The organism is Microbacterium sp. E-13 (assembly GCF_049912955.1).
Taxonomy (GTDB): Bacteria; Actinomycetota; Actinomycetes; order Actinomycetales; family Microbacteriaceae; genus Microbacterium.
Map to the genome: position 1 here is coordinate 1,744,077 of NZ_CP183973.1, position 23,862 is coordinate 1,767,938.

At 71.5% G+C, this 23,862-nt stretch carries 22 protein-coding genes and 1 tRNA gene; 16 read left to right on the top strand and 7 right to left on the bottom strand.

Annotation, left to right across the window (positions count from 1 at the left end):
• Positions 1-25: 25 nt before the first annotated feature.
• Both ACN9MP_RS07895 and ACN9MP_RS07900 read right to left on the bottom strand, forming a co-directional pair.
• Positions 26-1,840, bottom strand: coding sequence for an alkaline phosphatase family protein (locus ACN9MP_RS07895; protein ID WP_426325399.1), 1,815 nt, complete (start codon positions 1,838-1,840; stop codon positions 26-28).
• Between the two features lie 47 nt (positions 1,841-1,887).
• Positions 1,888-2,484, bottom strand: coding sequence for a TetR/AcrR family transcriptional regulator (locus ACN9MP_RS07900; protein ID WP_426325401.1), 597 nt, complete (start codon positions 2,482-2,484; stop codon positions 1,888-1,890).
• 134 nt (positions 2,485-2,618) lie between these two features.
• Between ACN9MP_RS07900 and ACN9MP_RS07905 the strand changes: the two genes are divergently transcribed.
• From ACN9MP_RS07905 to ACN9MP_RS07925, 5 genes are all read left to right on the top strand, one after another.
• Positions 2,619-4,223, top strand: coding sequence for a carboxyl transferase domain-containing protein (locus tag ACN9MP_RS07905; RefSeq protein WP_426325403.1), 1,605 nt, complete (start codon positions 2,619-2,621; stop codon positions 4,221-4,223).
• Positions 4,224-4,228: 5 nt separating this feature from the next.
• Entirely contained in the window at positions 4,229-6,400 is a 2,172-nt protein-coding gene (locus ACN9MP_RS07910; protein WP_426325405.1) for a biotin carboxylase N-terminal domain-containing protein, read from the top strand.
• Between the two features lie 18 nt (positions 6,401-6,418).
• Positions 6,419-7,579 (top strand): acyl-CoA dehydrogenase family protein, encoded by a 1,161-nt coding sequence (locus ACN9MP_RS07915; protein WP_426325407.1) that lies wholly within the window; start codon positions 6,419-6,421, stop codon positions 7,577-7,579.
• A 100-nt stretch (positions 7,580-7,679) separates the two neighbouring features.
• Positions 7,680-8,168 carry a MaoC family dehydratase gene (locus ACN9MP_RS07920; protein WP_426325952.1) on the top strand — a complete coding sequence of 163 codons (489 nt, stop codon included), beginning with the start codon at positions 7,680-7,682 and terminating at the stop codon, positions 8,166-8,168.
• Complete coding sequence (locus ACN9MP_RS07925; protein ID WP_426325409.1) at positions 8,165-8,974, top strand: HpcH/HpaI aldolase/citrate lyase family protein; 810 nt, start codon at positions 8,165-8,167, stop codon at positions 8,972-8,974. Before ACN9MP_RS07920 ends, ACN9MP_RS07925 begins: the two co-directional genes overlap by 4 nt.
• A gap of 37 nt (positions 8,975-9,011) precedes the next feature.
• Here ACN9MP_RS07925 and ACN9MP_RS07930 read toward each other — a convergent pair whose 3' ends face one another.
• Together ACN9MP_RS07930 and ACN9MP_RS07935 are read right to left on the bottom strand one after the other, a co-directional pair.
• On the bottom strand, positions 9,012-9,620 hold the full coding sequence (locus ACN9MP_RS07930; RefSeq protein ID WP_426325411.1) for a histidine phosphatase family protein: 609 nt from the start codon (positions 9,618-9,620) through the stop codon (positions 9,012-9,014).
• A 38-nt stretch (positions 9,621-9,658) separates the two neighbouring features.
• On the bottom strand, positions 9,659-10,513 hold the full coding sequence (locus tag ACN9MP_RS07935; protein ID WP_426325413.1) for a Sir2 family NAD-dependent protein deacetylase: 855 nt from the start codon (positions 10,511-10,513) through the stop codon (positions 9,659-9,661).
• Positions 10,514-10,595: 82 nt separating this feature from the next.
• Between ACN9MP_RS07935 and ACN9MP_RS07940 the strand changes: the two genes are divergently transcribed.
• Both ACN9MP_RS07940 and ACN9MP_RS07945 read left to right on the top strand, forming a co-directional pair.
• A complete protein-coding gene (locus ACN9MP_RS07940) occupies positions 10,596-11,369 on the top strand; it encodes a class I SAM-dependent methyltransferase (protein ID WP_426325415.1) in 774 nt (257 codons plus the stop codon).
• 29 nt (positions 11,370-11,398) lie between these two features.
• Positions 11,399-12,202, top strand: coding sequence for a TrmH family RNA methyltransferase (locus ACN9MP_RS07945; RefSeq protein ID WP_426325417.1), 804 nt, complete (start codon positions 11,399-11,401; stop codon positions 12,200-12,202).
• A 24-nt stretch (positions 12,203-12,226) separates the two neighbouring features.
• Here ACN9MP_RS07945 and ACN9MP_RS07950 read toward each other — a convergent pair whose 3' ends face one another.
• Complete coding sequence (locus ACN9MP_RS07950) at positions 12,227-12,916, bottom strand: SDR family oxidoreductase (RefSeq protein ID WP_426325419.1); 690 nt, start codon at positions 12,914-12,916, stop codon at positions 12,227-12,229.
• Between the two features lies 1 nt (position 12,917).
• A complete protein-coding gene (locus ACN9MP_RS07955) occupies positions 12,918-13,778 on the bottom strand; it encodes an SGNH/GDSL hydrolase family protein (RefSeq protein WP_426325421.1) in 861 nt (286 codons plus the stop codon).
• A gap of 222 nt (positions 13,779-14,000) precedes the next feature.
• Between ACN9MP_RS07955 and ACN9MP_RS07960 the strand changes: the two genes are divergently transcribed.
• The 6 genes from ACN9MP_RS07960 to ACN9MP_RS07985 all read left to right on the top strand — a co-directional run bounded on the left by ACN9MP_RS07960 (position 14,001) and on the right by ACN9MP_RS07985 (position 20,021).
• On the top strand, positions 14,001-15,839 hold the full coding sequence (locus ACN9MP_RS07960) for a DEAD/DEAH box helicase (protein ID WP_426325954.1): 1,839 nt from the start codon (positions 14,001-14,003) through the stop codon (positions 15,837-15,839).
• 33 nt (positions 15,840-15,872) lie between these two features.
• On the top strand, positions 15,873-16,433 hold the full coding sequence (locus ACN9MP_RS07965; protein WP_426325423.1) for a hypothetical protein: 561 nt from the start codon (positions 15,873-15,875) through the stop codon (positions 16,431-16,433).
• A gap of 38 nt (positions 16,434-16,471) precedes the next feature.
• The gene (locus ACN9MP_RS07970; RefSeq protein ID WP_426325425.1) at positions 16,472-17,560 is read left to right on the top strand and encodes a VIT1/CCC1 transporter family protein; all 1,089 of its coding nucleotides are present in this window, start codon (positions 16,472-16,474) and stop codon (positions 17,558-17,560) included.
• 81 nt (positions 17,561-17,641) lie between these two features.
• Positions 17,642-17,726, top strand: a tRNA-Leu gene (locus ACN9MP_RS07975).
• A 116-nt stretch (positions 17,727-17,842) separates the two neighbouring features.
• Positions 17,843-19,144 carry a M20/M25/M40 family metallo-hydrolase gene (locus ACN9MP_RS07980; RefSeq protein ID WP_426325427.1) on the top strand — a complete coding sequence of 434 codons (1,302 nt, stop codon included), beginning with the start codon at positions 17,843-17,845 and terminating at the stop codon, positions 19,142-19,144.
• Between the two features lie 55 nt (positions 19,145-19,199).
• A complete protein-coding gene (locus ACN9MP_RS07985) occupies positions 19,200-20,021 on the top strand; it encodes an undecaprenyl-diphosphate phosphatase (protein WP_426325429.1) in 822 nt (273 codons plus the stop codon).
• An 84-nt stretch (positions 20,022-20,105) separates the two neighbouring features.
• On the opposite strand, the gene ACN9MP_RS07990 is transcribed toward ACN9MP_RS07985, so the two are convergent.
• Complete coding sequence (locus tag ACN9MP_RS07990) at positions 20,106-20,981, bottom strand: PAC2 family protein (protein WP_426325431.1); 876 nt, start codon at positions 20,979-20,981, stop codon at positions 20,106-20,108.
• Between the two features lie 92 nt (positions 20,982-21,073).
• Between ACN9MP_RS07990 and ACN9MP_RS07995 the strand changes: the two genes are divergently transcribed.
• From ACN9MP_RS07995 to ACN9MP_RS08005, 3 genes are read left to right on the top strand one after another with little or no spacing between them, the layout of a single operon-like run.
• Positions 21,074-21,781 carry an HAD family hydrolase gene (locus ACN9MP_RS07995; protein WP_426325432.1) on the top strand — a complete coding sequence of 236 codons (708 nt, stop codon included), beginning with the start codon at positions 21,074-21,076 and terminating at the stop codon, positions 21,779-21,781.
• Positions 21,778-22,821, top strand: a complete 1,044-nt coding sequence (locus tag ACN9MP_RS08000) for a tRNA (adenine-N1)-methyltransferase (protein ID WP_426325434.1) — start codon at positions 21,778-21,780, stop codon at positions 22,819-22,821. Before ACN9MP_RS07995 ends, ACN9MP_RS08000 begins: the two co-directional genes overlap by 4 nt.
• 46 nt (positions 22,822-22,867) lie before the next feature.
• Positions 22,868-23,842: an FKBP-type peptidyl-prolyl cis-trans isomerase gene (locus tag ACN9MP_RS08005; protein WP_426325436.1), complete on the top strand. Its 975-nt coding sequence runs from the start codon at positions 22,868-22,870 to the stop codon at positions 23,840-23,842.
• The last annotated feature ends 20 nt before the right edge of the window (positions 23,843-23,862 follow it).

Genomic DNA, 23,862 nt, shown 5'->3' on the forward strand with positions numbered 1-23,862 from the left:
CGGGCCCGCTGGGGAGCCCGGCCGGTCAATCCGCTTTGGGGTAGAAGAGGCCGAGCCCGTGCTTCTGGAGCACGTCGTACGCCTCGGCGTACGTCTCGGGCTCGGAAGCGCCGGGCGGCCCGTACCGCGCCAGGAGCAGGCCGAGCAGACCCCGTCCCGGCGGGCTCAGCGGCTTGTTCCTGTGCGGTCCGTCCTTGAGGTCCGACACCTCGTCCTCCGCCGGATTGGGCGGGACATACATCGGGTGCACCACCGGCCAGCTCGCGGGATCGCGGGGCGTGTCGAGATTCACGACCGAGAAGAGATCGCGGGCTTCGGCGTCGCGGCGCGTCAGCGGCCGCAGGCCGTGCAGGCGGGACAGTGTCGCGATGACCGCCGCGTGGTGCAGCTCGTCGTGCACGATCGTCCCCGCGCGCGTATAGGCCGAGACGGCGATCGCCGGCACGCGGACCCCGAGGCGGTCGAACCCGAACCCCATCTCGCCCGGCTCGTCATCGGCGACGGGCGGCGTTGCGGCGGGCGGCGGCACGTGGTCGTACGTTCCGCCGTGCTCGTCGAACGTGATCAGCAGGAGGGTGTTCATCGCGTTCGAGCCGTCGGGTGTCGCACTGGTCTTCACCGCGTTGTACACGTCGGCCACCAGCTTTTCGCCTGCCCGGACGTCCGACACGGCCGAATCCACGATCTCCGACCCGTCGACGTCGCTCTCGCGCAGGGCCCCGAACGGCGGGTGGAAGTCGTTGTGGTTGTAGACGAGGCGAGGCTCGATGAAGGAGTAGGCCGCGAGGCGCCCGGCCTCGGCATCGGCGGAGAACTCCGACATGTGACCGAAGCGTCCCGTGCGCCAGTAATCCTCGAGGACCGGTGCATGGAGGATTCCGGTGAGGGAGACCAGCTGCAACTCGTCGAAGTACACCTTCCACGACACGCCGGCCTCTTCGAGGCGATTGAAGATCGTCGGCACGGCGGGTGCATCCAGCCACTTGTCGTAGCCGCCCCCGTGCTTGTTCGTGACGAAGCCGTGCGACGTCGAGGCGTGGAAGAACGACCGGTTGCAGTACGTCTGCGACGGCACGGCGGCGAACCACGCGTCGAAGACGGCGAAGCCCTTCGCGAGCGTCGAGAGCACGGGCAGCTGTTCGGGGGAGAAGCCGCCCATGATGTGCGACGCCTCGTCGATCGTCGGGGTCTTGCCATGGCGGAGCCGGGTGAGGTTGTTCCAGTAGTCGTGGAGGAACCCGCCCATCGTCGGGGCGGTGCCAGACGGTGGCGCGTTGAAGGGGGTGACCATGTCGCCCACCTGGCTCGCGGCGTTGTCCACGGGATCGACCGTGCCGAACAGCTGGGTGTTGACGTGGGGGAACTCCTCGCCCGGATCGGGGTCGGGCCGTGCCATGACGTCGTCGGTGGGGCCGGAGTACGCGTGCACGGCGACGCGTTCGCCCGTCGGGGCGGTGTTCGCGTAGTCGCCGAAGGCGAGCCCGTCGAACGTGGCTCCGGCCGGCAGCGTATCGGGCGTGTACAGCCAGCCGAGGAGATTGTCGAACGACCGGTTCTCTCCCATCAGCACGACGACGTGGTCGAACCCCGGCTCCGATCGCGCCGGCACGGCGCCGATGTCGACGGAGCCCTCGCGATAGCCGATGGTGTGACCGATCGTGGCGCCGGCCGCCGCTCCGGCGGCACCCCCCACGACGAGACCGGCGGCAGTGAGCCCGCCGAGCTTCAGGAAGTCGCGCCGTGAGCTGGCATCCGCGGGCGCATCGGCAGTGGCGGACGTGTCGGTGCCGTCGACGCGACCCGCCCCGTCAGCGCCGTCTTCGTGGCCATGCCCCGCCATGGTGGGACCAGACTAGTGCTTCGGTCGGACGCGGACGGTACGCCCGATCACGCGGTCAGTGAGGCAAGGGCCATCGAGTGCAGGATGCCGCGGATGTCGCGCTCGCCGGGTCGCGAGCGCGATGCGCGCACCGTGTGCGGCGTGGAGTTGATGAGTCCGAAACAGGCGTGCGCGCGCACGCGGAGGTCGTCGTCGTCGCGATCCGGATGCACCGACGACAGGATGCCGATCCACATCTCCACATACTCGCGCTGCAGACGGCGGACGGTGTGGCGGTCGGCGTCGCTGAGGCTCGCGAGGTCGCGGTCCTGGACGCGGATCACATCCGAGTCCTGCAGGGCGAACTCCACATGGAACGCGATGATCGCGTCGAGCCGCTCGTGGGCGCCGTCGTGGGTGGACAGCACCGCGAGGCCGCCCGCGAGGAGGCGCTCGCTCACCTCGAGGAGGATGGCCCCGAGGAGCGCCTGCTTGTTCGCGAAATGCCGATACAGCGCCGGCCCGCTCACGCCGACCGCGCCGCCGATATCTTCCAGGCTGACGCCGCTGAAGCCGCGCTCGGCGAACAGCACCGCCGCCTCGTGGAGGATCGCCGCGTGGCGGTCCGCCTTCGCGCGATCGCGTTCGGTGACACCGTTCGTCATCTGCACTCCGCTTGTGAATTCAGTTAAGGATCGCTAACCTGAAGCTCAGTTAGTGAACACTAACCAATGCGATCGCATCCGGACAACGGATGTGACCCGATCGTGACGTCGAAGAGGATGCACGGGAGGCCTGAATGAGCGTGCTGAGCACCGCGGCAGTGCACGACGACGCCTTCGCCCGCGCGAGCGACGGCCAGCGAGAACTCGCCCGACGCCTTCGCGAGCGGCTGGCCGCGGCATCCCTCGGCGGTCCCGCCGCGTCACGGGAACGCCACCTCGCGCGTGGAAAGCTGCTGCCGCGCGACCGCGTGACCCGGCTCCTGGACGAGGGCAGTCCCTTCCTCGAGGTCGCGCCGCTCGCGGCCGAGGGCCTGTACGACGGCGACGCGCCTGCCGCCGGCGTGATCGCGGGGATCGGGCTCGTCCACGGTCGCCACGTCATGGTCGTGTGCAACGACGCGACGGTCAAGGGCGGCACCTACTATCCGATGACGGTGAAGAAGCACCTGCGGGCCCAGGAGATCGCCTTCGAGAACCGGCTGCCGTGCGTGTACCTCGTCGACTCGGGCGGGGCGTTCCTGCCGATGCAGGACGAGGTCTTCCCCGATCGCGATCACTTCGGCCGCATCTTCTACAACCAGGCGCGCCTCTCCGCAGCGGGCATCCCGCAGATCGCCGCCGTGCTGGGCTCATGCACCGCCGGTGGCGCCTACGTGCCCGCGATGAGCGACGAGACGGTCATCGTCCGCGACCAGGGCACGATCTTCCTCGGCGGCCCACCGCTGGTGAAAGCCGCGATCGGCGAGGTCGTCACCGCGGAGGAGCTCGGCGGGGGAGAGCTGCACGCCCGGCGCTCGGGAGTCGTGGACCACCTGGCCGAGGACGACGAGCACGCGCTCGAGATCGTGCGTGACATCGTGGCCACTCTGCCCCCGCCCGCTCAGCCCGCCTGGGAGGTCGTGCCGTCGCTCGAGCCGGCGGTCGCGGCATCCGACCTGTACGGCGTGGTGCCCGTCGACGTGAACCAGCCCTACGACGTGCGGGAGGTCATCGCGCGCCTCGTGGACGCCAGCGAGTTCCACGAGTTCAAGCGGGCGTACGGAGAGACCCTGGTGACCGGGTTCGCGCGCATCCACGGGCACCCGGTCGGCATCGTCGCGAACAACGGCGTGCTCTTCAGCGAATCCGCCCTGAAGGGCGCCCACTTCATCGAGCTGTGCGATCAGCGCGGGATCCCGCTGCTGTTCCTGCAGAACATCTCGGGCTTCATGGTGGGCCGCGACGCTGAAGCGGGCGGCATCGCGAAGGACGGCGCGAAGATGGTCACGGCCGTGGCGACGACCCGCGTGCCGAAGCTCACCGTCGTGATCGGCGGGTCGTTCGGCGCCGGCAACTACTCCATGTGCGGCCGCGCCTACTCGCCGCGGTTCCTCTGGACGTGGCCCGCCAGCCGCATCTCGGTGATGGGCGGCAACCAGGCCGCCTCGGTCCTCGCGACAGTCAAGCGGGATCAGCTCGAAGCGCGCGGCGAGGAGTGGCCGGCGCACGAGCAGGCGGCGTTCGAGGCTCCCATCCGGGCGCAGTACGAGAAGCAGGGCGACCCCTTCTACGCGACGGCCCGGTTGTGGGACGACGGCATCGTCGACCCGCTGGACACCCGCGACCTCCTCGGCCTGGCGCTCGACGTCGTCTCGCGCACCCCCCTTCCCGAACCGCGCTTCGGCGTCTTCCGGATGTGAAACCCATGAGCCGCATCGAAACCGCCGAGATGTTCGGCACCGTCCTCGTGGCCAACCGCGGCGAGATCGCGCGCCGCGTGATCCGCACGCTCCGACGGCTCGGCATCCGCTCCGTCGCCGTCTACAGCGACGCCGACGCCGGCGCGCCGCACATGCGCGAAGCCGACGAAGCCGTGCGCATCGGTCCCGCGGCCGCTGTCCAGTCCTACCTCGACATCGAGGCGGTCGTCGCGGCTGCCGTCCGGACGGGTGCCGAGGCGATCCACCCGGGCTACGGCTTCCTCTCCGAGAACGTCGCGTTCGCCCGGGCGTGCGCGGCGGCCGGCATCGTCTTCATCGGGCCAGGAGAGCGCGCGCTGGAGGTGATGGGAGACAAGATCCGCGCGAAGGAGCACGTCGCCGCGCACGACGTGCCCACGGTTCCTGGCTTCAGCGCTTCCCGCGAAGACGGCACGGCGATGACGGATGCCGAGATCTCGGCGTCCGCCGAGCGCGCGGGGTACCCGCTCCTGGTGAAGCCCTCGGCCGGGGGCGGCGGCAAGGGCATGCAGGTCGTGCGATCGGCCGCGGAGCTGCCGGACGCACTCGCGACGGCCCGCCGGATCGCGTCGGCGGCGTTCGGCGACGACACGCTCCTCCTCGAGCGCCTCATCGAGCGACCGCGGCACATCGAGGTGCAGATCCTCGCCGACGCCCACGGCACGGTGGTGCACCTCGGTGAGCGCGAGTGCACCCTGCAGCGGCGGCATCAGAAGGTCATCGAGGAGTCGCCGTCGCCGGCGGTCGACGCCGAGACCCGCGCGCGCCTGGGGGCGGCGGCGTGCGCGGCCGCGGCATCCGTCGACTACCGCGGTGCCGGCACGGTGGAGTTCCTCGTCGCAGCCGACAGCCCGGACGAGTTCTTCTTCATCGAGATGAACACCCGCCTGCAGGTCGAGCACCCCGTCACCGAACTCGTGACCGGCGTCGATCTCGTCGAGCAGCAGCTCCGGATCGCGGCCGGCGAGCCGCTCGCCTTCGCCCAGGATGCGGTGCATCTCGAGGGTCACGCGATCGAGGCGCGGGTGTACGCCGAGTCGCCGGAGCGCGGCTTCCTGCCCGCGACCGGTGAGGTGCTCGCCTGGCGGCCGGCGGCCGACGTGCGGATCGACGCGGCGATCGAGTCCGGCAGCGTGATCACGTCGGACTACGATCCGATGATCGCGAAGGTGATCGCCTACGGCGCTGACCGCGCGGAGGCACTCGCCGGCCTCGACGCCGCGCTCGCCGAGACGGTGGTGCTCGGGGTCGACACCAACATCGGGTTCCTCCGGGCGCTGCTCGCACAGGAGGGGGTGCGGACGGGCGACATGGACACCGGCCTCATCGACCGGATGCCCTCGTACGCGGCCGGTGCACCGAGCGGGGCGGCGCTGCGCGCCGCCGTCGAGTGCGTACGATCTCGGCGAGAGCCCACGTTCGCGGCGCACGGTTCGGGTGATCTCGGCGAGAGCGCACGATCCGCCCGCGCCGGGGCGCCCTGGCGATCGCTCCGCGGGTGGCGCGCGGGCGGGCCCCCGGTGCCGATCCCCGTGATGCTGCTCGACGACTCCGGCGTCGTCCACGAGGTGACGAGCGATGGCCGAGGTGGCGCCTCGGGCCGCTTCGAGGCACCGGTGGCGACCACGACGGCCAGGTCCGCCTCCGCCGTTCCGGGTGAAGGTGGCGCTTCGGGCCGCCCCGATTCGCACGACGCGACGACGACTGCCACTTCGGCGCCGCCGGGACCGGCTCCCGTCACCGCCGCGGACGACGAAGGGGCGGTCTGGGTGCACGCCGAGGGAGCCGCGCACCGCCTGCGCCCGCTGACCCGCCGCGCCGCGATGGAACGGCGCCTCGCCGCCCGAGAGCGCGAGGCCGCGGCATCCGATCCCGAACTGCGTGCCCCGATGCCCGGCGCCGTCGTCGCGGTGCACGTCGCAGACGGCGCGATGGTCGCAGCCGGCGACCGGGTCGTCACCATCGAGGCCATGAAGATGGAGCACCCCGTCGTCGCGCCGCACGACGGCGTCGTCCGCATAGATGTCGCCGTGGGCGACCAGGTGCGCCGCGACCAGACGCTCGCGCACGTGAGCCTCGCCGAACCCCCGCAGACCACCGCGGCCGCAGCCCACGAGGCTCCCGCGACCGACTCCTGACACCGGAGGAGCAGCACCATGGACACCTACGACACCTACGGCGTCAGCGACGACGAGCGCGAGCTCGCCGCGATGGCGCGTCGATTCGCCGACGAGGTCGTCGCCCCGCGCTCGTACGAGGCCGATCGCACCCACACGCTGCCGCTGGACGTGGTGGCCCAGATGGGCGAGCTGGGCCTGTTCGGCCTGCCCTTCCCCGAGGACTACGGCGGCCAGGGCGGCGACTACTTCGCGCTGTGCCTCGCCATCGAGGCGCTCGGCCGCGTCGACCAGTCGCTCGCGATCACGCTCGAGGCGGGCGTGAGCCTCGGCGCGATGCCGGTGTTCCGCTTCGGCACGGAAGAGCAGAAGCAGGAGCTGCTGCCCGACCTTCTGGCCGGCACCGCGCTCGCCGGCTTCGGACTCACCGAGCCGGAGGCCGGGTCGGACGCCGGCGCCACGCGCACGACCGCTCGCCTCGAAGACGGGGAGTGGGTGATCAACGGCTCGAAGCAGTTCATCACGAACTCGGGCACCGACATCACGCGCTTCGTCACCGTCACGGCGGTGACGGGGGAGAACGGCGGGCGCAAGGAGATCTCGACCATCGTCGTTCCCCACGGCACACCCGGCTTCACCGTCGAGCCCGCGTACGACAAGGTCGGCTGGCGGGCCTCCGACACGCACCCCCTCACCTTCCAGGACGTCCGCGTCCCCGAGGCGAATCTGCTGGGGGAGCGCGGCCGCGGCTTCGCGAACTTCCTCCACATCCTCGACGAGGGCCGCATCGCGATCGCCGCGCTCGCCACCGGTGCGGCGGAGGGATGCCTCGACGCGGCCGTCGAGTACGCCCAGAAGCGCACCGTGTTCGGCGACGCGCTGTCGACGCGGCAGGGCATCCAGTTCATGATCGCCCGCATGCAGCAGCGCGTGCACGTGGCGCGCCTCGCGTGGCATCACGCGGCACGGCTGCGGGATGCCGGCAAGCCCTTCAAGGCCCAGGCCGCGATCGCGAAGCTCACCGCCAGCGATGCCGCGATGGACAACGCCCGCGACGCGACCCAGATCTTCGGCGGCAACGGGTTCATGAACGAGTACCCGGTGGCGCGTCACTACCGCGACTCGAAGATCCTCGAGATCGGCGAGGGCACCAACGAGGTCCAGCTGCTCGTCATCGCGCGGGCGCTCGGCGTGGCGTGACGGTAGCGTGACTGGCGTGACCCCTGCGCACGAGGACGGGAGCGACGCCCGCGAGAGCGGCGCCGGCGGGCCCGACGTCGAAGCGAACCCCCGCGAGGTCGTGCAGCGCGGCCTCTACTACGACGAGCTCGAGGTCGGCGCGCGGTACCTGCATCGACCGGGTCGCACCGCGACGGAGGCCGACAACGTGCTGTTCTCGTCGCTCACGATGAACACCCAGGCGCTGCACCTGGATGCCGCGTACTCGGAGTCGCAGCCCTTCGGCCGGCGGCTGATGAACTCCATGTGGACGCTCGCGACGATGGTCGGGGCATCCGTCTCGCAGATCACGCAGGGGACGCTCGTCGCCCAGCTCGGTCTCACCGACATCTCTTTCCCGGCGCCGGTGTTCCACGGCGACACGCTGTACACGGAGACCGAGGTCCTCGACAAGAGGCCGTCGGCCTCGCGTCCGGGGCAGGGCATCGTCACCCTGCGTCACACCGGCCGCAACCAGCGCGGCGAGGTGGTGGCGGTCGCGACGCGAACCGCTCTGATGTGGATGTCGCCGCAATCTGTCTCCGAATCCCCCGAAGGAGAGAGCCCGTGAGCTTCGACCTGGGTCCTGCCCTGCTGTTCTGCCCGGCTGACCGCCCCGAGCGGTACGCGAAGGCGTTCGAGCGCGCGGATGCGGTCATCCTCGATCTCGAGGACGCGGTGGCCCCGGCCGACAAGACGGCCGCCCGCGGTCACCTGATCGAGTCCGAGCTCGACCCCGCCCGCGTGATCGTGCGCGTCAACCCGCCCGAGACCGACGAGTTCGCCGCGGATCTCGCGACGCTCTCGCAGACGGACTACCGGCGCATCATGGTCGCCAAGTCCGAGTCGCCGAAGCGGCTCTCGCGGATCGATGCCCGCTTCGAGGTCGTCGCCTTGTGCGAGACGGCGAAGGGGGTCGCCCAGGCGGACCGCATCGCCGCGCTCGCGAACGTGGTCGCGCTGATGTGGGGCGCCGAGGACCTCGTCGCCAGCCTCGGCGGGACCTCGAGCCGCAAGCCCAACGGCCGCTACCGCGACGTCGCCCGCCTCGCGCGATCGCGTGTGCTGCTGGCCGCGGGCTCCCGCGGCAAGTCGGCGATCGACGCCGTGCACCTCGACATCGAGGACGCGAAGCGCCTGGCCATCGAGGCGGCGGATGCTGCGGCATCCGGATTCGCCGCCACCGCGTGCATCCATCCCAGCCAGGTGCCGGTGATCCGCGCCGCGTACCGGCCGGACGAGAAGACCGTCGCCTGGGCACGAGGAGTGCTGGGCGCCGCCGAGAGCGAGCGGGGCGTGTTCTCGTACCAGGGACGCATGGTCGACGAGCCGGTGCTGCGCCACGCGCGGGGAGTTCTCGCCCGCGCGGACGGCTGACCGTTCGCGGGTCGGGCGCCTGGGTTCCGGGCGGGCCTCAGGCGGCGGCGTCGACGGAGCCGGCGTACCCGATGAGGCGCAGGTGGTCGCGCTCGTACACGAAGTCGTGCGCCGACCCGTTGGCGAGCCGGTGACCGGCGGGCGGGAGCTCGCCGGCGGTGGCGTGGCGGATCATCTCGCGGATGAGCGCGCCGTGCGTGACCACGATGAGGCCTGCGGCGGCGGGAGCCGTGTCTCGCCGGTGATCGCGGACGGCCTCGCCGAGGGCGGTGACGCCGCGTGCGCGCAGGTGGGGCCACGGCTCGGCGTTGGGGACCTCCGCCGAATGCCAGTCGCCCCAGCGGTTGCGGAACTCGTCTATGCCGACGCCTTCCGCGTCGCCGTACGACCGCTCGCGCAGACCCGCGTAGGTGCGGGGCGGCGCCAGGTCCAGCTCGGCGGCGATGATCTCCGCCGTCTCCCGGGCTCGGGCGAGGTCGCTCGACACGATGCTCACGGGGCCGTCGACCCGCTCGCGGAGAAGGGCGGCGGCTTCGCGCGCCTGCCGGCGGCCGGTGTCGTTGAGAGGGATGTCGGTCGCGCCCTGGATCAGGCGATCGCGGTTCCAGTCGGTCTCACCGTGACGGATCAGGGTCAGCGCGGTCATGCTCCGACCCTACCGGCGGGTTCTGGGAGCCCGCCGCGTCAGGACAGCGCGGGCAGACCGTCGGCGAGCGCGCGCAGGACCTCGCTCGTTCCCGCGTCGATCTTGACGGTCGCGCGACCGTCGCCGCGGGTGGCGCCGCGGTTGACGATCACGACGGGGAGGCGGCGGCGGCGTGCCCGCTCGAGAAGCCGGATGCCCGAGTTCACGACGAGCGACGACCCGGCGACGATGAGCGCCTCGCTGGTGTGCACGAGCTGTTCGGCTTCGCGGAACTTCTCGGCGGGGATGAACTCGCCGAAGAAGACGACGTCGGGCTTCAGCATCCCGCCGCACACGCTGCACTGCGGAATGCGGAAGCCGTCGGTGCTCTCGGGCAGCACGTCGCCGTCCGGACCGAGCGGCACATTCTCGGGGATGCGGAGCCACGGGTTGTCGTCTTCGACCCGAGCCGCCAGATCGCGGCGGTCGAACACCTGGCCGCAGTGGGTGCAGAACACCCGGCGCATCGTGCCGTGCAGCTCGACGACGCGGCGGCTGCCCGCGCGCACGTGGAGGCCGTCGACGTTCTGCGTGACGACGCCGGTCGAGAGGCCCCGTGCCTCGAGGTCGGCGATCGCGCGGTGCCCCGCGTTGGGCTCGGCGGCGGCGAACGCCTTCCAGCCGAGGTGACTGCCGACCCAGTAGCGGCGGCGGGAGGCGTCGCTCGAGAGGAACTGCTCGACGGTCATGGGCGTGCGCACGGGCGCGCCCGCGCCCCGATAGTCGGGGATGCCGGAGTCGGTCGAGACTCCCGCGCCGGTGAGCACGGCGATGCGGCGACCGGCGAGCGCGGCGATGGCCTCGGCCACGGCATCCGTCGTCCGGGCATCTGATCCGGTCGCGATCGTGATCACGGCGCACCCCCTTTCGCGTCGAGTGTAGGCCTCGCGGTTTTCCGGGATGTTACGGCGCTGGTCCGCATGCGAGGATGAGCGCGTGGGCAGCTTCGGGGGTGTCAGCGCCGACGCGTATGCGCGCTTCATGGGCCGCTTCTCGGCGCCGCTGGCTGTTCCCTTCGCGGCCCTGGGGCTCGAGGGCGTCGATCCGGCGGCACGGGTGCTCGACGTCGGCTGCGGACCGGGGATGCTGACGCTGGAGCTGGTGCGGCGCCGCGGGTCGGCGGGGGTCGGCGCCGTGGACCCCGAGCCGGCGTTCGTCGCCGCGACCGTCGCGTCGTGCCCGCGGGTGGACGCACGCGTCGCCGCCGCGGAGGACCTGCCGTTCGCAGCCGGCGAGTTCGGTGCGGCACTCGCCCAGCTCGTGGTGCACTTCATGGCCGACCCGGTGCGAGGCGTGACGGAGATGGCCCGCGTGACGGCGGGAGGCGGCCTCGTGTCGGCCTGCGTGTGGGACCACGCCGGCGGGGGCGGTCCGCTGTCCGACTTCTGGCGCGTCGTGCACCGCCTCGCCCCCGATGCGACAGGGGAGGCCGGACTCGCCGGTTCCGCCGAGGGGCAGCTCGCCGACATCTTCCAGCGCGCCGGTCTGATCCAGGTGACGCAGGCGGTGGTCGAGAGCACCGTGGCGTTCCCCCGCTTCGCGGACTGGTGGGAGCCGTTCCTCCTCGGAGTCGGACCGGCCGGCCGATATGTCGCGACGCTCGACGCGAGCGGCGTCTCCCGGCTCGAGCACGCACTCCGTGACGAGCTCGGAGACGGTCCGTTCACCGTCACCGCGCGGGCGTGGGCGGCGGTCGGCACGAGCCGATGAGCCCGCCACCGCGTGCGACGATGGACGCGATGCGCGCGATCACCCTCACCGACGCCGGGGACGACCGGCTGGCGGACTACCGCGATCTCACCGACGTCGCGCTGCGCCGCGTGATCGAGCCCGAGGGCGGCCTGTACATCGCCGAGTCGGCGAAGGTCATCGCCCGGGCGATCGCGGCGGGGCACCCGCCCAGGTCGGTGCTCGTGCAGGAGAAGTGGCTCCCCGACGCCCTCGAGCTCGTCACGGATGCCGCGGTGCCGATCTACGTCGTCGCCCCCGAGATCGCGGAGGCCCTCACCGGGTACGCCGTCCACCGCGGCGCGCTGGCGTCGATGCACCGCCCCGCGCTGCCGTCGGTGGCGGACGTCGTGCGCGGCGCGCGCCTCGTCGTGGTGCTCGAGGACATCGTCGACCACACGAACGTCGGCGCGATCTTCCGCGCTGCGGCCGGGCTGGGTGCCGACGCCGTGCTCGTCACCCCGCGGTGCGCCGACCCGCTGTACCGGCGCAGCGTCCGGGTGAGCATGGGCACGGTGTTCCAGGTGCCGTGGACGCGCCTGCCGGAGTGGGGCGAGGCCAGTGGCGTGCTGCACGAGGCGGGGTTCGAGCTGGCCGCGCTGGCGCTCACCGACGCTGCCGTGTCACTCGACGCGTTCAGCGCGCACCGGCCCGAGCGGGTCGCCCTGATGCTCGGCGCGGAGGGCGACGGTTTGTCGCGCCGCGCGCTCGAGGTCGCCGACACCGTCGTCACGATCCCGATGGCCGGCGGCGTGGACTCGCTGAACGTCGCTGCGGCGAGCGCGGTCGCACTCTGGGAGCTGCGCGCCCGCTGACCCGTCGCGCGACGGGTAGCGGGTTCAAGCTCCGGGGCGGACCGTCAGCTCCGTGAGGTCGGCGTCACGAGGCAGGTCGAGCGCCGCGAGGATCGTCGCGGCGACCGAGGCGGGGTCGATCCAGCGCGCCGCCTCGTACTGGGCGCCCTCCTGCTGGTGCACCTTCTCCTGCATCGGGGTCGCGGTGCGGCCCGGGTACACCGTGGTCACGCGCACGCCGTTCGCCCGCTCCTCCTCGCGCAGCGCGTCGGCGATCGCGCGCACCGCGAACTTGCTGGCCGCGTACGACCCCCACTCGGGACTGACCCGCAGACCTGCGCCCGAGTTCACGAAGACCACGCGACCCCGGGCGGTGCGCAACGCGGGGAGCATGAGCCGCGTCAGCTCGGCGGGCGCGACCGCGTTGACGTTGAGCTGATGCTGCCACGTCGCCACGGGCGTCTCGCCGACCGGTCCCAACTCGACGACGCCGGCGACGTGGATGAGCGAGTCCAGCTGCGGCGGCACGCTCTGATGACTGAACGCCCACGACAGCCGAGCCGGGTCGGAGAGGTCGCCGACCAGGGTCCGCGCCCCCGGGAACCGTTCGCGCACCTGCGTGGCGCGGCCGGCGTCGCGCACGAGGAGCCACAGGTCGTCGCCGCGTTCGGCGAGCCGCTGCACGAGAGCCTCGCCGATGCCGGACCCCGCGCCCGTGATCAAATGCGTCGCCACGTCAGGCCTTCTCGCCACGCGGGGCTGCGGCATCCGCGTGCGGCGCCAGCGTGATGACGGGCAGCGGATCCGGGCGCTTGGCCGTGACGCTGTCGCCCGAGGACTGATGGCGCAGGCGCCGCAGCACCCACGGCACCAGGTATTCGCGCGCCCACACCATGTCGACCGCACGCGCCTGCCGCCAGGTGCGCACGGGGAGCGGGTCGGGCTGCATCGGCTGCAGGTCGTTCGGCACGTTGAGGGAGCGCAGCACCATGCGCGCGATCTCGTGGTGGCCGAGCGCGTTGTAGTGCAGGCGGTCGTCGTGGAAGAACCGCATGTCCTGCACCTCTTTCAACGCCCACTGGTCGGCCACGATGCAGTCGTAGCGCTCGGCGATGGCGCGGATGTTCTCGTTGTAGATCGCGACCTTGCCGCGAATACCCCGGAACACCGGGGTGAACGCGGTGTCGATGCCGGTGAACACCACGACGGTCGCGCCGTCCCGCGAGAGTCGCACGACGGCGTCTTCGAAGAGCTGGGCGATCGCGTCGGGGTCGCCGTTCAGGCGGATCACGTCGTTGCCGCCCGCTGAGAAGGTCACCAGATCGGGCTTGAGGGCGATGGCCGGCTCGACCTGCTCGGCGACGATCTGGCCGATGAGCCGCCCGCGGATCGCCAGGTTGGCGTACGCGAAGTCGTCGACCTGCTCGGAGAGCACCTCGGCGACCCGGTCGGCCCACCCGCGGTAGCCGTTCGGCGCCGAGGGCTCGGGGTCGCCGACGCCCTCGGTGAAGGAGTCGCCGAGGGCGACGTACCGGCGCCACGGGTGCGGTCCGGCGTTCGCGACGTAGGGGGTGCGGCGATCGTGTGTCGTGGACATCGTGGTTCCGTTCCTCGGCTCGTGACCGACACACAGGCTACCGCGCTACGTGGACAGGGGACGGATGCCGCGACCGCCGCCTCGACGACCCCCGATGTCGGCCCGGTCGTCTATCGTGGTGACTCGTTGTCTACGGGGGAGGTGTGATCGGTGACGGACGAAACGACCACTGGATCGCCGCCCGAACTCACCGAACCGCCCACGCTCGCACCCCACACCGGCCTGGGCGGCGAGCCGCACATCGGCAGCTTCGCGGCCGAGCACCTGAGCCCGACCTACCCGCAGCGCGCGCCCTGGGGCACCGCCCAGCGGCTGCGCGCGTGGCAGGCGGAGGCGCTCGACCTTTACTTCGGGCTGGACGGACCCGACGGCCCGGGCGGGGGACCCCGCGACTTCCTCGCGGCGGCGACCCCCGGCGCAGGCAAGACGACGTTCGCCCTCCGCCTCGCAAGTGAGCTGCTGCGGCGTCGCGTCGTCAACCGCATCGTGGTCGTCGCGCCGACGGAGCACCTCAAGACGCAGTGGGCCGATGCGGCGGCACGGGTGGGCATCCGGCTCGACCCGGCCTTCAGCAACCGCCACTTCGCACCTGCGCGCCAGTACCACGGCGTCGCCGTGACGTACGCGCAGGTCGCGATCAAGGCCTCCGTCCATCAGCGGCTCACCATGGACGCGAAGACGCTGGTGATCCTCGACGAGGTGCATCACGGCGGCGACGCGCTGAGCTGGGGAGACGCCCTGCGCGAGGCGTACGGGCGGGCGACCCGTCGGCTGCTGCTCAGCGGAACGCCGTTCCGCAGCGACACCGCGCCCATCCCGTTCGTCGAGTACCACCCCGATGCGAAGGGCATCCGCGTCTCGCGCACCGACTACGCCTACGGCTACCGCCGAGCGCTCGAGGACGGCGTCGTCCGCCCCGTGCTCTTCATGGTCTACGCCGGGCAGATGCGCTGGCGCACCAAGACCGGTGAGGAGATGGAGGCCCAGCTCGGGCAGGACAACACGAAGGACATCACCTCGCAGGCTTGGCGCACGGCGCTCGATCCCCAGGGCGACTGGATCCCCGCCGTGCTGCGTTCGGCCGACCGGCGCCTCACCGAGGTGCGCGAGCATGTTCCGGACGCCGGAGGCCTCGTGATCGCGACGGATCAGACCGCTGCGCGTGCCTACGCCGCGATCCTTCGGGAGATCAGCGGCGAGGCCCCGGCGGTGGTGCTGTCGGACGAGGCAGAGGCGTCGGCCCGTATCGAGGAGTTCTCGAAGGCCACCACGCGGTGGATGGTCGCCGTGCGGATGGTGTCGGAGGGGGTCGACGTGCCTCGCCTCGCGGTCGGGGTGTACGCGACCAGCGCGTCGACACCGCTCTTCTTCGCCCAGGCCATCGGGCGCTTCGTGCGTGCCAGGCGACGCGGCGAGACGGCGAGCGTGTTCCTGCCGAACGTGCCGCAGCTCCTCGCCCTCGCGAACGAGATGGAACGGCAGCGCGACCACGCCCTCGACCGTGACTCCGACGGCGACGACGAGTGGAACGCCGAGGAAGACCTGATGGACGCCGCGGAGCGCGAGGACAAGGCGTCCGATGCGCTCGAGGAGGAGTTCACCTACCAGGCACTGGGCTCGCTCGCGCATTTCGACCGGGTGCTCTTCGACGGCAAGGAGTTCGGCCAGCTCGCCGTACCGGGCACCCCCGAGGAGGAGGAGTTCCTGGGCATCCCCGGCCTCCTGGAGCCCGACCAGGTGCATGAGGTGCTCATGTCCCGGGTCTCGCGGCAGTCGCGCCACCGCTCCGCACGAGAGGCGCGTGCCCTTCGACAGGCGGAGGACCCGGGTGCGGAAGGCCCCGAGGAGCCCGCCCTGCCACAGGCCCTCCACCGCACGCTGAAGGAGCAGCGCCAGCTGCTCAACAGCCTCGTCGGGTTGTACGCCCGCCAGTCCGGCGAGGCCCACGGGCTCGTCCACGCAGAGCTGCGCCGCATCTGCGGAGGCCCCGCCGTGTCGCACGCGACGGTCGCGCAGCTGCAGGCGCGCATCGACGTGCTCCGCAAGCGCGTGCACTCCTGACGCCGCGCCGCCGTGCCGTCCTAGACTCCGGGCATGCCCGCGAGGTATTCGTTCGTGTCGCGCTGGCGTGTGCCGGCACCTGCCGCGCGCACGTGGGAGGAGGTCGAACGGATGGTCTTGGCACGTCCACCCCGCGGGGACCCGGTCCGGCAACCCGGTGCGGGTCCGCTGTGGTGGCCCGCCGTCACGCTCCCCATGCCGCCGCGGCGTCTGGCCGTGGGGGAGCGGATGGTGCTCGCCGTGCGGAGCCCGCTGGGATACGCCCTGCGCATGCGCCTGGAACTGAGCGAGGTGGAGCCCGGCCGCACGATCGCCGCGACGAGCGACGGCGACCTGCGGGGAAGAGGCAGCGTGACCGTCGAGGCCGAAGGGGCGGAGGCATCCGTCGTCACATTCCACTGGGACGTCGAGACCCGTCGCCGGTGGATGAACCTCACCGCGGGACTGCTGCGACCGGCGTTCGAAGCCGCCCACGCGCACGTCATGGCGCGAGGAGAACACGGGCTGCGCGCCGCACTCGCCGAGGGCCGTTCGGAAGCCCGAAATGCTGGCAATCCTCGGTTTTCGGGCGGTGGGCCCTCGGACGCTGACTAGCGTTGACCGCGCCCCGATCCCTGACTGAAGGACCCTGAGTGAGCGCGCCCGCCGCACCGACCGACCGCGATCGACGCCGCTGGGCGAGATATCTCGTGAACGAACGCGCCGAGGCGCACGTCTATCGCGAACTCGCCGGGCGGCGCTCCGGCGAGGAGCGCGAGATCCTCCTCGCGCTCGCCGAGGCCGAGGGGCGCCACGAGGCGCATTGGCTGGAGCTGCTCGGCACCGAGCCGGCGCGACTGCCACGGCCGGACACGCGAACGCGCCTGCTCGGGGGGATGGCCAAGAGCTTCGGCTCGATCTTCGTGCTCGCCCTCGCTCAGAACGCCGAGGCCCGCTCTCCCTACGACGACGAGCCGTTCGCCACCTCGCGGATGGCCGCCGACGAGAAGATCCACCACGAGGTGGTGCGCGGGCTCGCCGCCCGGGGCCGCCGTCGGCTGTCCGGCACCTTCCGCGCCGCGGTGTTCGGTGCGAACGACGGACTGGTCTCGAACCTCGCGCTCGTCATGGGCATCGGCGCCACCGGCGTCTCGAGCCAGTTCGTGCTCTTCAGCGGGGTGGCCGGGCTCCTGGCCGGCGCGCTGTCCATGGGTGCGGGGGAGTTCGTCTCGGTCCGCTCGCAGCGCGAGCTGCTGGCCGCGACCGAGCCCAGCGACTACGCCGACGGCGCCATCCCGCACCTCGACATCGACGCCAATGAGCTGGCTCTGGTGTACCGGACGCGCGGCATGCCGGAGGACGAGGCGTCCGCTCGCGCGCGGCGCGCGGTCGAAGCGGCGCGGGCTCTCGGGCAGGGGCGCGCCGACACCGGTCCGATCGCCACCGCCGACCACGGCGAGGTCGTCGGAAGCGCGTGGGCCGCTGCGCTGTCGAGCTTCCTGTTCTTCGCCTCCGGTGCGATCATCCCGGTGCTGCCCTGGATCTTCGGCCTGTCGGGACTGACCGCGGTGGTCGTGGCCCTCGTTCTGGTGGGTGTCGCGCTCATGTCGACAGGCGCCGCCGTGGGGCTCCTGTCGGGTGCGCCGCCGCTGCGTCGGGCCTTGCGTCAGCTGGCGATCGGCTTCGGCGCGGCAGCGGTGACCTATGCCCTCGGGCTGTTGTTCGGGGTGTCCATGGGCTGACGCGCCCGGGCCTGCGCCGATTCGTTGAACGGTCGGTGACGTGGTAATGTCATTCCTCGGTTGCGAAACCGGAAACCACCTGCGCGGGTGGCGGAATAGGTAGACGCGCTAGCTTGAGGTGCTAGTGCCCGTATAGGGCGTGGGGGTTCAAGTCCCCCCTCGCGCACAGAATGTCGAAGGCCCCCGAAAGGGGGCCTTCGTCGTCGCTGGCCCCTCGGCGCGCCGGTCGTACGGCGTCATCGCGAAACGGGTGTGAAACGAGTGACAGCTAGGTTGGATCGCATGCCCTCCTCCGATTCCGGACTCCCCGAAGTCGCCTCCGTCGCGCGTGACCTGATCCGCCTCGACACGACGAACCACGGCGGCGGGCGCGCCGCCGGCGAGCGCGAGGCGGCGGAGTACGTCGGCGCCTACCTCGAGGCCCTGGGCCTGACCCCGGAGTACTACGAACCCCTCCCGCGCCGCACCAACGTCATGGCGCGTGTCGCGGGGCGCAACAGCGGCAAGCCGGCGCTCGTGCTCCACGGGCACCTCGACGTCGTCCCCGCGATCGCGGAGGACTGGAGCGTCGACCCGTTCGCCGGCATCGTGAAGGACGGGATGCTGTGGGGCCGCGGCGCCGTCGACATGAAGGACATGGACGCCATGATCCTCACGTCGGTGGCCGACATCCTCCGCTCCGGCGAGCAGCCCGAGCGCGACCTGGTGCTGGCGTTCTTCGCCGATGAGGAGAACGGCGGTGTCGAAGGCTCCGCCCTCGTGGTGCGCGACCGACCCGAATGGTTCGCCGGGGCCACCGAGGCGATCAGCGAGGTCGGCGGTTACTCGATCCCGATCGGCGACCGCCACGCGTACCTGCTCCAGGTGGGGGAGAAGGCGCTGGTCTGGGTCCGGCTCGTGGCCCGCGGCCGTGCCGCGCACGGCTCCAGCCTCCACTCCGAGAACGCGGTGACGCGGCTCGCCGAGGCCGTCGCGGCGCTCGGCCGAACGGCCTGGCCCGTGACGCTCACCGATACCACCCGAGCGATGTCGGAGCGTCTCGCCGAGCTCACCGGCCTGCCCGCAGACGACCCCGACGCCGTCGCAGCGGGTGTGGGCGCCGCATCCGGGTTCCTCCGCTCGACACTGCGAACGACCACGAACCCGACGGGTCTCGTCGCGGGCTACAAGCACAACGTGATCCCGGATCGCGCCGAGGCCCTCGTCGACGTGCGGGTGCTGCCGGGCACAGAGGAGGCGGCCCTCGCCGACATCCGCCGCATCGCGGGCGACGGCGTGGAGGTCGAGATCGTCCACCAGGACATCGGGCTGGAGGTGCCGTTCTCGGGCGACCTCGTCGACGCGATGGTCGGCGCACTCGGACGTCATGATCCGGGCGCGCCCGTCGTGCCGTACCTCATGGGCGGCGGCACCGACAACAAGGCGCTCGCGGCCCTCGGCATCTCGGGCTACGGCTTCGCGCCGCTGCGGCTGCCCGCCGACCTCGACTTCACCGGCATGTTCCACGGCGTCGACGAGCGGGTCCCGATCGACTCGCTGGTCTTCGGACAGGCCGTGCTCACCGATCTGCTCCGCACCTACTGACACCGGACGGATGCCGCCACCCGCGGAATCCGTCCCGCAAGGCTGAAAGGCGCCCATGCTTCTCGAAGCGATCATCCTCGGGTTCGTCCAGGGACTGACCGAGTTCCTGCCCATCTCGTCCAGCGCTCACCTGCGCATCCTGGGCGAGTTCCTGCCGTCGGCCGAAGACCCTGGTGCCGCGTTCACCGCGATCACTCAGATCGGCACCGAGGCGGCCGTCGTCGTGTTCTTCTGGCGCGACATCGTCAGGATCATCGGCCACTGGTTCCGTGCGCTCTTCGGCCGGATCCCGCGCAACGACCCCGACGCGAAGCTCGGCTGGCTCATCATCGTCGGCAGCATCCCGATCGTCGTGTTCGGGCTGCTGTTCCAGGACCAGATCGAGACCGTGCTGCGCTCCCTGTGGATCACCGCCGGCATGCTCATCTTCTTCGGCGTGCTGCTCGGTATCGCCGACCACGTGGGTGCCAAGAAGCGCAAGCTGCAGGACATCACGATCGGCCACGGCGTGATCTACGGCTTCGCCCAGTCCCTCGCGCTCATCCCCGGCGTGTCACGCTCGGGCGGCACCATCACCGCGGGACTCTTCATGGGCTACGAGCGGGCCGCCGCGGCGCGCTACGCCTTCCTCCTGGCGATCCCCGCCGTCTTCGGCAGTGGCTTCTTCCAGCTGTTCAAGAGCCTCGACGAGCCCGGCGTGTTCACGCTCGGCGAGACCGCGGTGGCCACGGTCGTCGCGTTCGTCGTGGCGCTCGGCGTGATCGCGTTCTTCATGAACTGGATCTCCAAGCACAGCTTCCTGCCGTTCGTGGTCTACCGCGTCGCGGTCGGCTCACTGCTGCTCGTACTCCTCAGCACGGGCGTCATCAACCCCTGATCCGTCTTCGTCGAAAGCGCGCGGAATACCGATGAACCGCGGCGGACACGCCATCTCGCGCGCTTTCGACGAGCGTCGGCGGTCTCAGCGACGCGGGTCGTCGCGACCGGGCTTGTTCGGGCCGTCGCCGGGCTTCCCGTCGGAGCGGCGGAGGTACCGCTCGAACTCCTGCGCGATCGCGTCGCCCGACGCCTCGGGGGAGTCCCACGTGTCGCGCGTGCGCTCGAGCTGGTGGATGTACTCGGTCATCTCCTCGTCGTCCGCCGCAGCCGCGTCGATGGACGCCTCCCACGCGGCCGCCTCGGTCGCGAGATCGCCGCGGGGCACGGGCATGCCGGTGAGGTCTTCGAGTCTGTCGAGGAGTGCGAGCGTCGCCTTGGGGGACGGTGTGTGGCCGGCGACGTAGTGCGGCACGCTCGCCCACAGGCTCGCCGTCGGGATCCCGGCCCGCTCCGCGGCATCGCCGAGGACGCTCAGGATGCCGACCGGGCCCTCGTAGGAGCTGCGCTCGAGCTCGAGCGCCCCGCGGAGGTTCTCGTTGTCGCTGCCCGCGAACACCGAGATCGGCCGCGTGTGCGGCACATCCGACATCATCGAGCCGATCGCCACGAAACCGGTGATGTCCTCGCGCAGCGCGACGTCGATGAACTCCGACGAGAACGCCTGCCAGGCCCGTGCCGGCTCGACGCCGGTGAGCAGCCACAGCTGCGTGCCGCGGGTCGCGCGCGCCGGGCGCAGCAGCGTCGCCTCGGGCCAGCGAAGCGTGCGGCGTCCGTCGCCGTCGGCGGCGATGTGGGGCCGCGTGTACTGGTAGTCGAAGTAGAGCTCCGGATCGACGGAGAACACCGTCTCGTAGGAGCCGCCCTCGCGCAGCTGGGTGATGGCGGACGACGCGGCTTCGCCCGCGTCGTTCCAGCCGTCGAACGCGGCGACGAGAACACGACGACCCAGTCCGTCCACGGGACCCCCTCCGCCCGCGTCGGCAGCGGGCTCCTTCCAGGATAGGCCCCCCTCTCGGCGGAGGGCCGGAGCCCGATCGGTAGGATTGCACGGTGAACGCCCCCCGACTCGCCGCCGTCCTGTGGGACATGGACGGCACCCTCGTAGACACCGAGCCGTACTGGATGGCGGCGGAGACGCCGCTCATCGAGAGCTTCGGCGGCACGTGGTCCCATGAGCAGGCGCTGGGTCTGGTCGGGCTGGGTCTCGAGGATTCCGCTCGCATCCTTCAGGGCACCGGTGTGCGCATGAGCACCGACGCCATCATCGATCACCTGACCGACGACGTGATGCGGCAACTCGCCGCCACCGGCGTGCCGTTCCGCCCGGGAGCCCGCGAGCTCCTCGCCGAGCTCCGCGCGGCCGGCATCAAGACCGGTCTTGTCACCATGTCGATGCGGCGCATGGCACAGACGGTCATCGACCTCATCGACTTCGACGCGTTCGACGTCGTGATCGCCGGAGACGACGCGACGCGGCCGAAACCCTTCCCCGACCCGTACCTGCAGGCGTGCGACGCGCTCGGCGTCGCCCCGGAAGAGACGGTGGCGATCGAGGACTCGCCGAACGGCCTGCGGTCCGCCGTGGCATCGGGGGCCTCCGTCATCGGCGTGCCACTGATGGTCTCGCTCACCGGCGTCGGCGCGCACGCATTGTGGGAGACGCTCGAAGGGCGCACGGCCGACGATGTCGCCGCCTTCCACGCGGGACACCGCGCCCGCGTTCGCAGCCCGCGCGCGACCGAGGAGGTCACCCGATGACGTCACCCACCCCGCCCGTCCTGGTGCGCCCGAGCGGTCCGTTCCGCGTCGGCGATCGCGTGCAGCTCACCGGTCCCAAGGGCCGCCTGCACACCATCACCCTGCGCGAGGGCGGCGAGCTGCACACGCACCACGGCGTGCTCTTCCATTCGCAGCTGGTCGGTCAGCCTGACGGCTCGGTGGTCGCCAACAGCGGCGGCCACGAGTACCTCGCCCTGCGTCCGCTGCTGCGCGACTTCGTGATGTCGATGCCGCGGGGAGCCGCCATCGTGTATCCGAAAGACGCGGCGCAGATCCTCGCCGAGGCCGACATCTTCCCGGGTGCCACGGTGGTCGAGGCCGGGGTGGGCTCCGGCGCGCTGTCGCTGTGGCTGCTCCGCGCGATCGGCGCCGAGGGCCGCCTCGTGTCGTTCGAGCGCCGCGACGACTTCGCCGCCGTCGCCCGCGCGAATGTCGAGACCTTCCTGGGCGACGTGCCCCCGAACTGGGATGTCGTCGTGGGCGACCTCGCCGACGGGCTCTCGGACGCGGTGGACGCGGCATCCGTCGATCGTGTCGTGCTCGACATGCTCGCGCCCTGGGAGTGCATCGACGCGGTCGCCGACGCGCTCACCCCCGGTGGCGTGGTCGTCTGCTACGTCGCAACGGCCACCCAGCTCAGCCGGGTCGCGGAGTACATCCGCGGGACCGGCCTGTTCACCGAGCCGGACGCGAACGAGACCATGGTGCGCGGCTGGCACGTCGAAGGACTCGCCGTCCGGCCCGACCACCGCATGGTCGCCCACACCGGGTTCCTGGTGTGGGCCCGACGCCTCGCACCGGGTGCGGTCCCACCCGAGGTGAAGCGGCGCGCGTCGAAGTCCAGCTACGGCGACGAAGACGTCGAACTGTGGACGCCCGGCGCCGTGGGCGACCGGCAGATCACCGACAAGAACCTCCGCAAGCGCGTGCGCGAGGCGGAGCGGGCCGCCGAGGGTGCACGTCGCGCCGCCGGCCGCGCCGAGCACTCCGGCCACGCCGAACACTCCGACCACGCCTGACGCGCCCGCGCACGGCATCGTGCCGGCACGCATCTAGACTGTTCCGGTGCGCAAGATCCCCGCTGCCCTCGTCGTCCTGGGACTGGTGACCGCCGGCCTCACCGGCTGCTCGCTGCCCGGTGCGGGCGCAGGCTCGTCCGACTGCTCGCGTCCTGCCGTGTCGAACCGCGATGTGATGGACCTCATCAAGGTCACCGGCGACACCGAAAAGGAGCCCGAGGTCGACGTGTACACGCCGCTGCACACGTCGCAGCTCTCCTACGCGGACGTCGTCACCGGCGATGGCACCGCGATCACGGGCGACAACCAGCTCATGGTGCTCGATGTCGCGCTCTTCAGCGCCACCACGGGCGAGCCGATCGTCGCGACGGCCTACGACGGCGACCTCTCGCGCGTCTCGTCGCCCTCGCAGTGGACGACCAACTTCCCCGGATTCGAAGACGCCCTGCACTGCGCGACCGAGGGCTCGCGGATCGCCGTCGCGATGTCGCCCGAAGACCTCGGGGACGGCGTCGCGGACGGTTTCCGCATCGCGGCCGATGACAGCCTGGTCGCGGTGGTGGACGTCCGCAAGGTGTATCTCGCGGCGGCGAACGGCCAGAACCAGTTCAACAGCGGCTTCGGGCTCCCCACGGTCGTGCGCGCACCAGACGGCCACCCGGGCCTCATCATCCCCGACGGCCAGCCCCCGGCGGATCTGGTCGTCCAGACTCTCAAGAAGGGCGACGGCGAGAAGGTGACCGGCGATCAGCCGGTGCGTGTCCACTACACCGGTGTCGTGTGGGGCGAGGACCAGCCCTTCGACACCACGTGGGACGGCGAGGCCGCGTCGCTCACGCTCGACAAGGTCGTTCCGGGTTTCGCGCAGGCGCTCGAGGGTCAGACCGTCGGCTCGCAGGTGCTCGCGGTGATCCCACCAGACCAGGGATACGGCGACCAGGAGCAGAGCTCCATTCCGGCAGGCTCGACGCTCGTCTTCGTCATCGACATCCTGGGATTGGACGCCGTCGCGCCCGAGTGAGCGAGGTTCGGCGAACCGAG

Coding starts and splice junctions, on each gene's coding strand:
- ACN9MP_RS07955 (WP_426325421.1), bottom strand. CDS start 13,778: ATGTCCACGACACACGATCGCCGCACCCCCTACGTCGCGAACGCCGGA.
- ACN9MP_RS07915 (WP_426325407.1), top strand. CDS start 6,419: ATGGACACCTACGACACCTACGGCGTCAGCGACGACGAGCGCGAGCTC.
- ACN9MP_RS07910 (WP_426325405.1), top strand. CDS start 4,229: ATGAGCCGCATCGAAACCGCCGAGATGTTCGGCACCGTCCTCGTGGCC.
- ACN9MP_RS07965 (WP_426325423.1), top strand. CDS start 15,873: ATGCCCGCGAGGTATTCGTTCGTGTCGCGCTGGCGTGTGCCGGCACCT.
- ACN9MP_RS07930 (WP_426325411.1), bottom strand. CDS start 9,620: ATGACCGCGCTGACCCTGATCCGTCACGGTGAGACCGACTGGAACCGC.
- ACN9MP_RS07985 (WP_426325429.1), top strand. CDS start 19,200: ATGCTTCTCGAAGCGATCATCCTCGGGTTCGTCCAGGGACTGACCGAG.
- ACN9MP_RS07905 (WP_426325403.1), top strand. CDS start 2,619: ATGAGCGTGCTGAGCACCGCGGCAGTGCACGACGACGCCTTCGCCCGC.
- ACN9MP_RS07980 (WP_426325427.1), top strand. CDS start 17,843: ATGCCCTCCTCCGATTCCGGACTCCCCGAAGTCGCCTCCGTCGCGCGT.
- ACN9MP_RS07900 (WP_426325401.1), bottom strand. CDS start 2,484: ATGACGAACGGTGTCACCGAACGCGATCGCGCGAAGGCGGACCGCCAC.
- ACN9MP_RS07945 (WP_426325417.1), top strand. CDS start 11,399: ATGCGCGCGATCACCCTCACCGACGCCGGGGACGACCGGCTGGCGGAC.
- ACN9MP_RS07895 (WP_426325399.1), bottom strand. CDS start 1,840: ATGGCGGGGCATGGCCACGAAGACGGCGCTGACGGGGCGGGTCGCGTC.
- ACN9MP_RS08000 (WP_426325434.1), top strand. CDS start 21,778: ATGACGTCACCCACCCCGCCCGTCCTGGTGCGCCCGAGCGGTCCGTTC.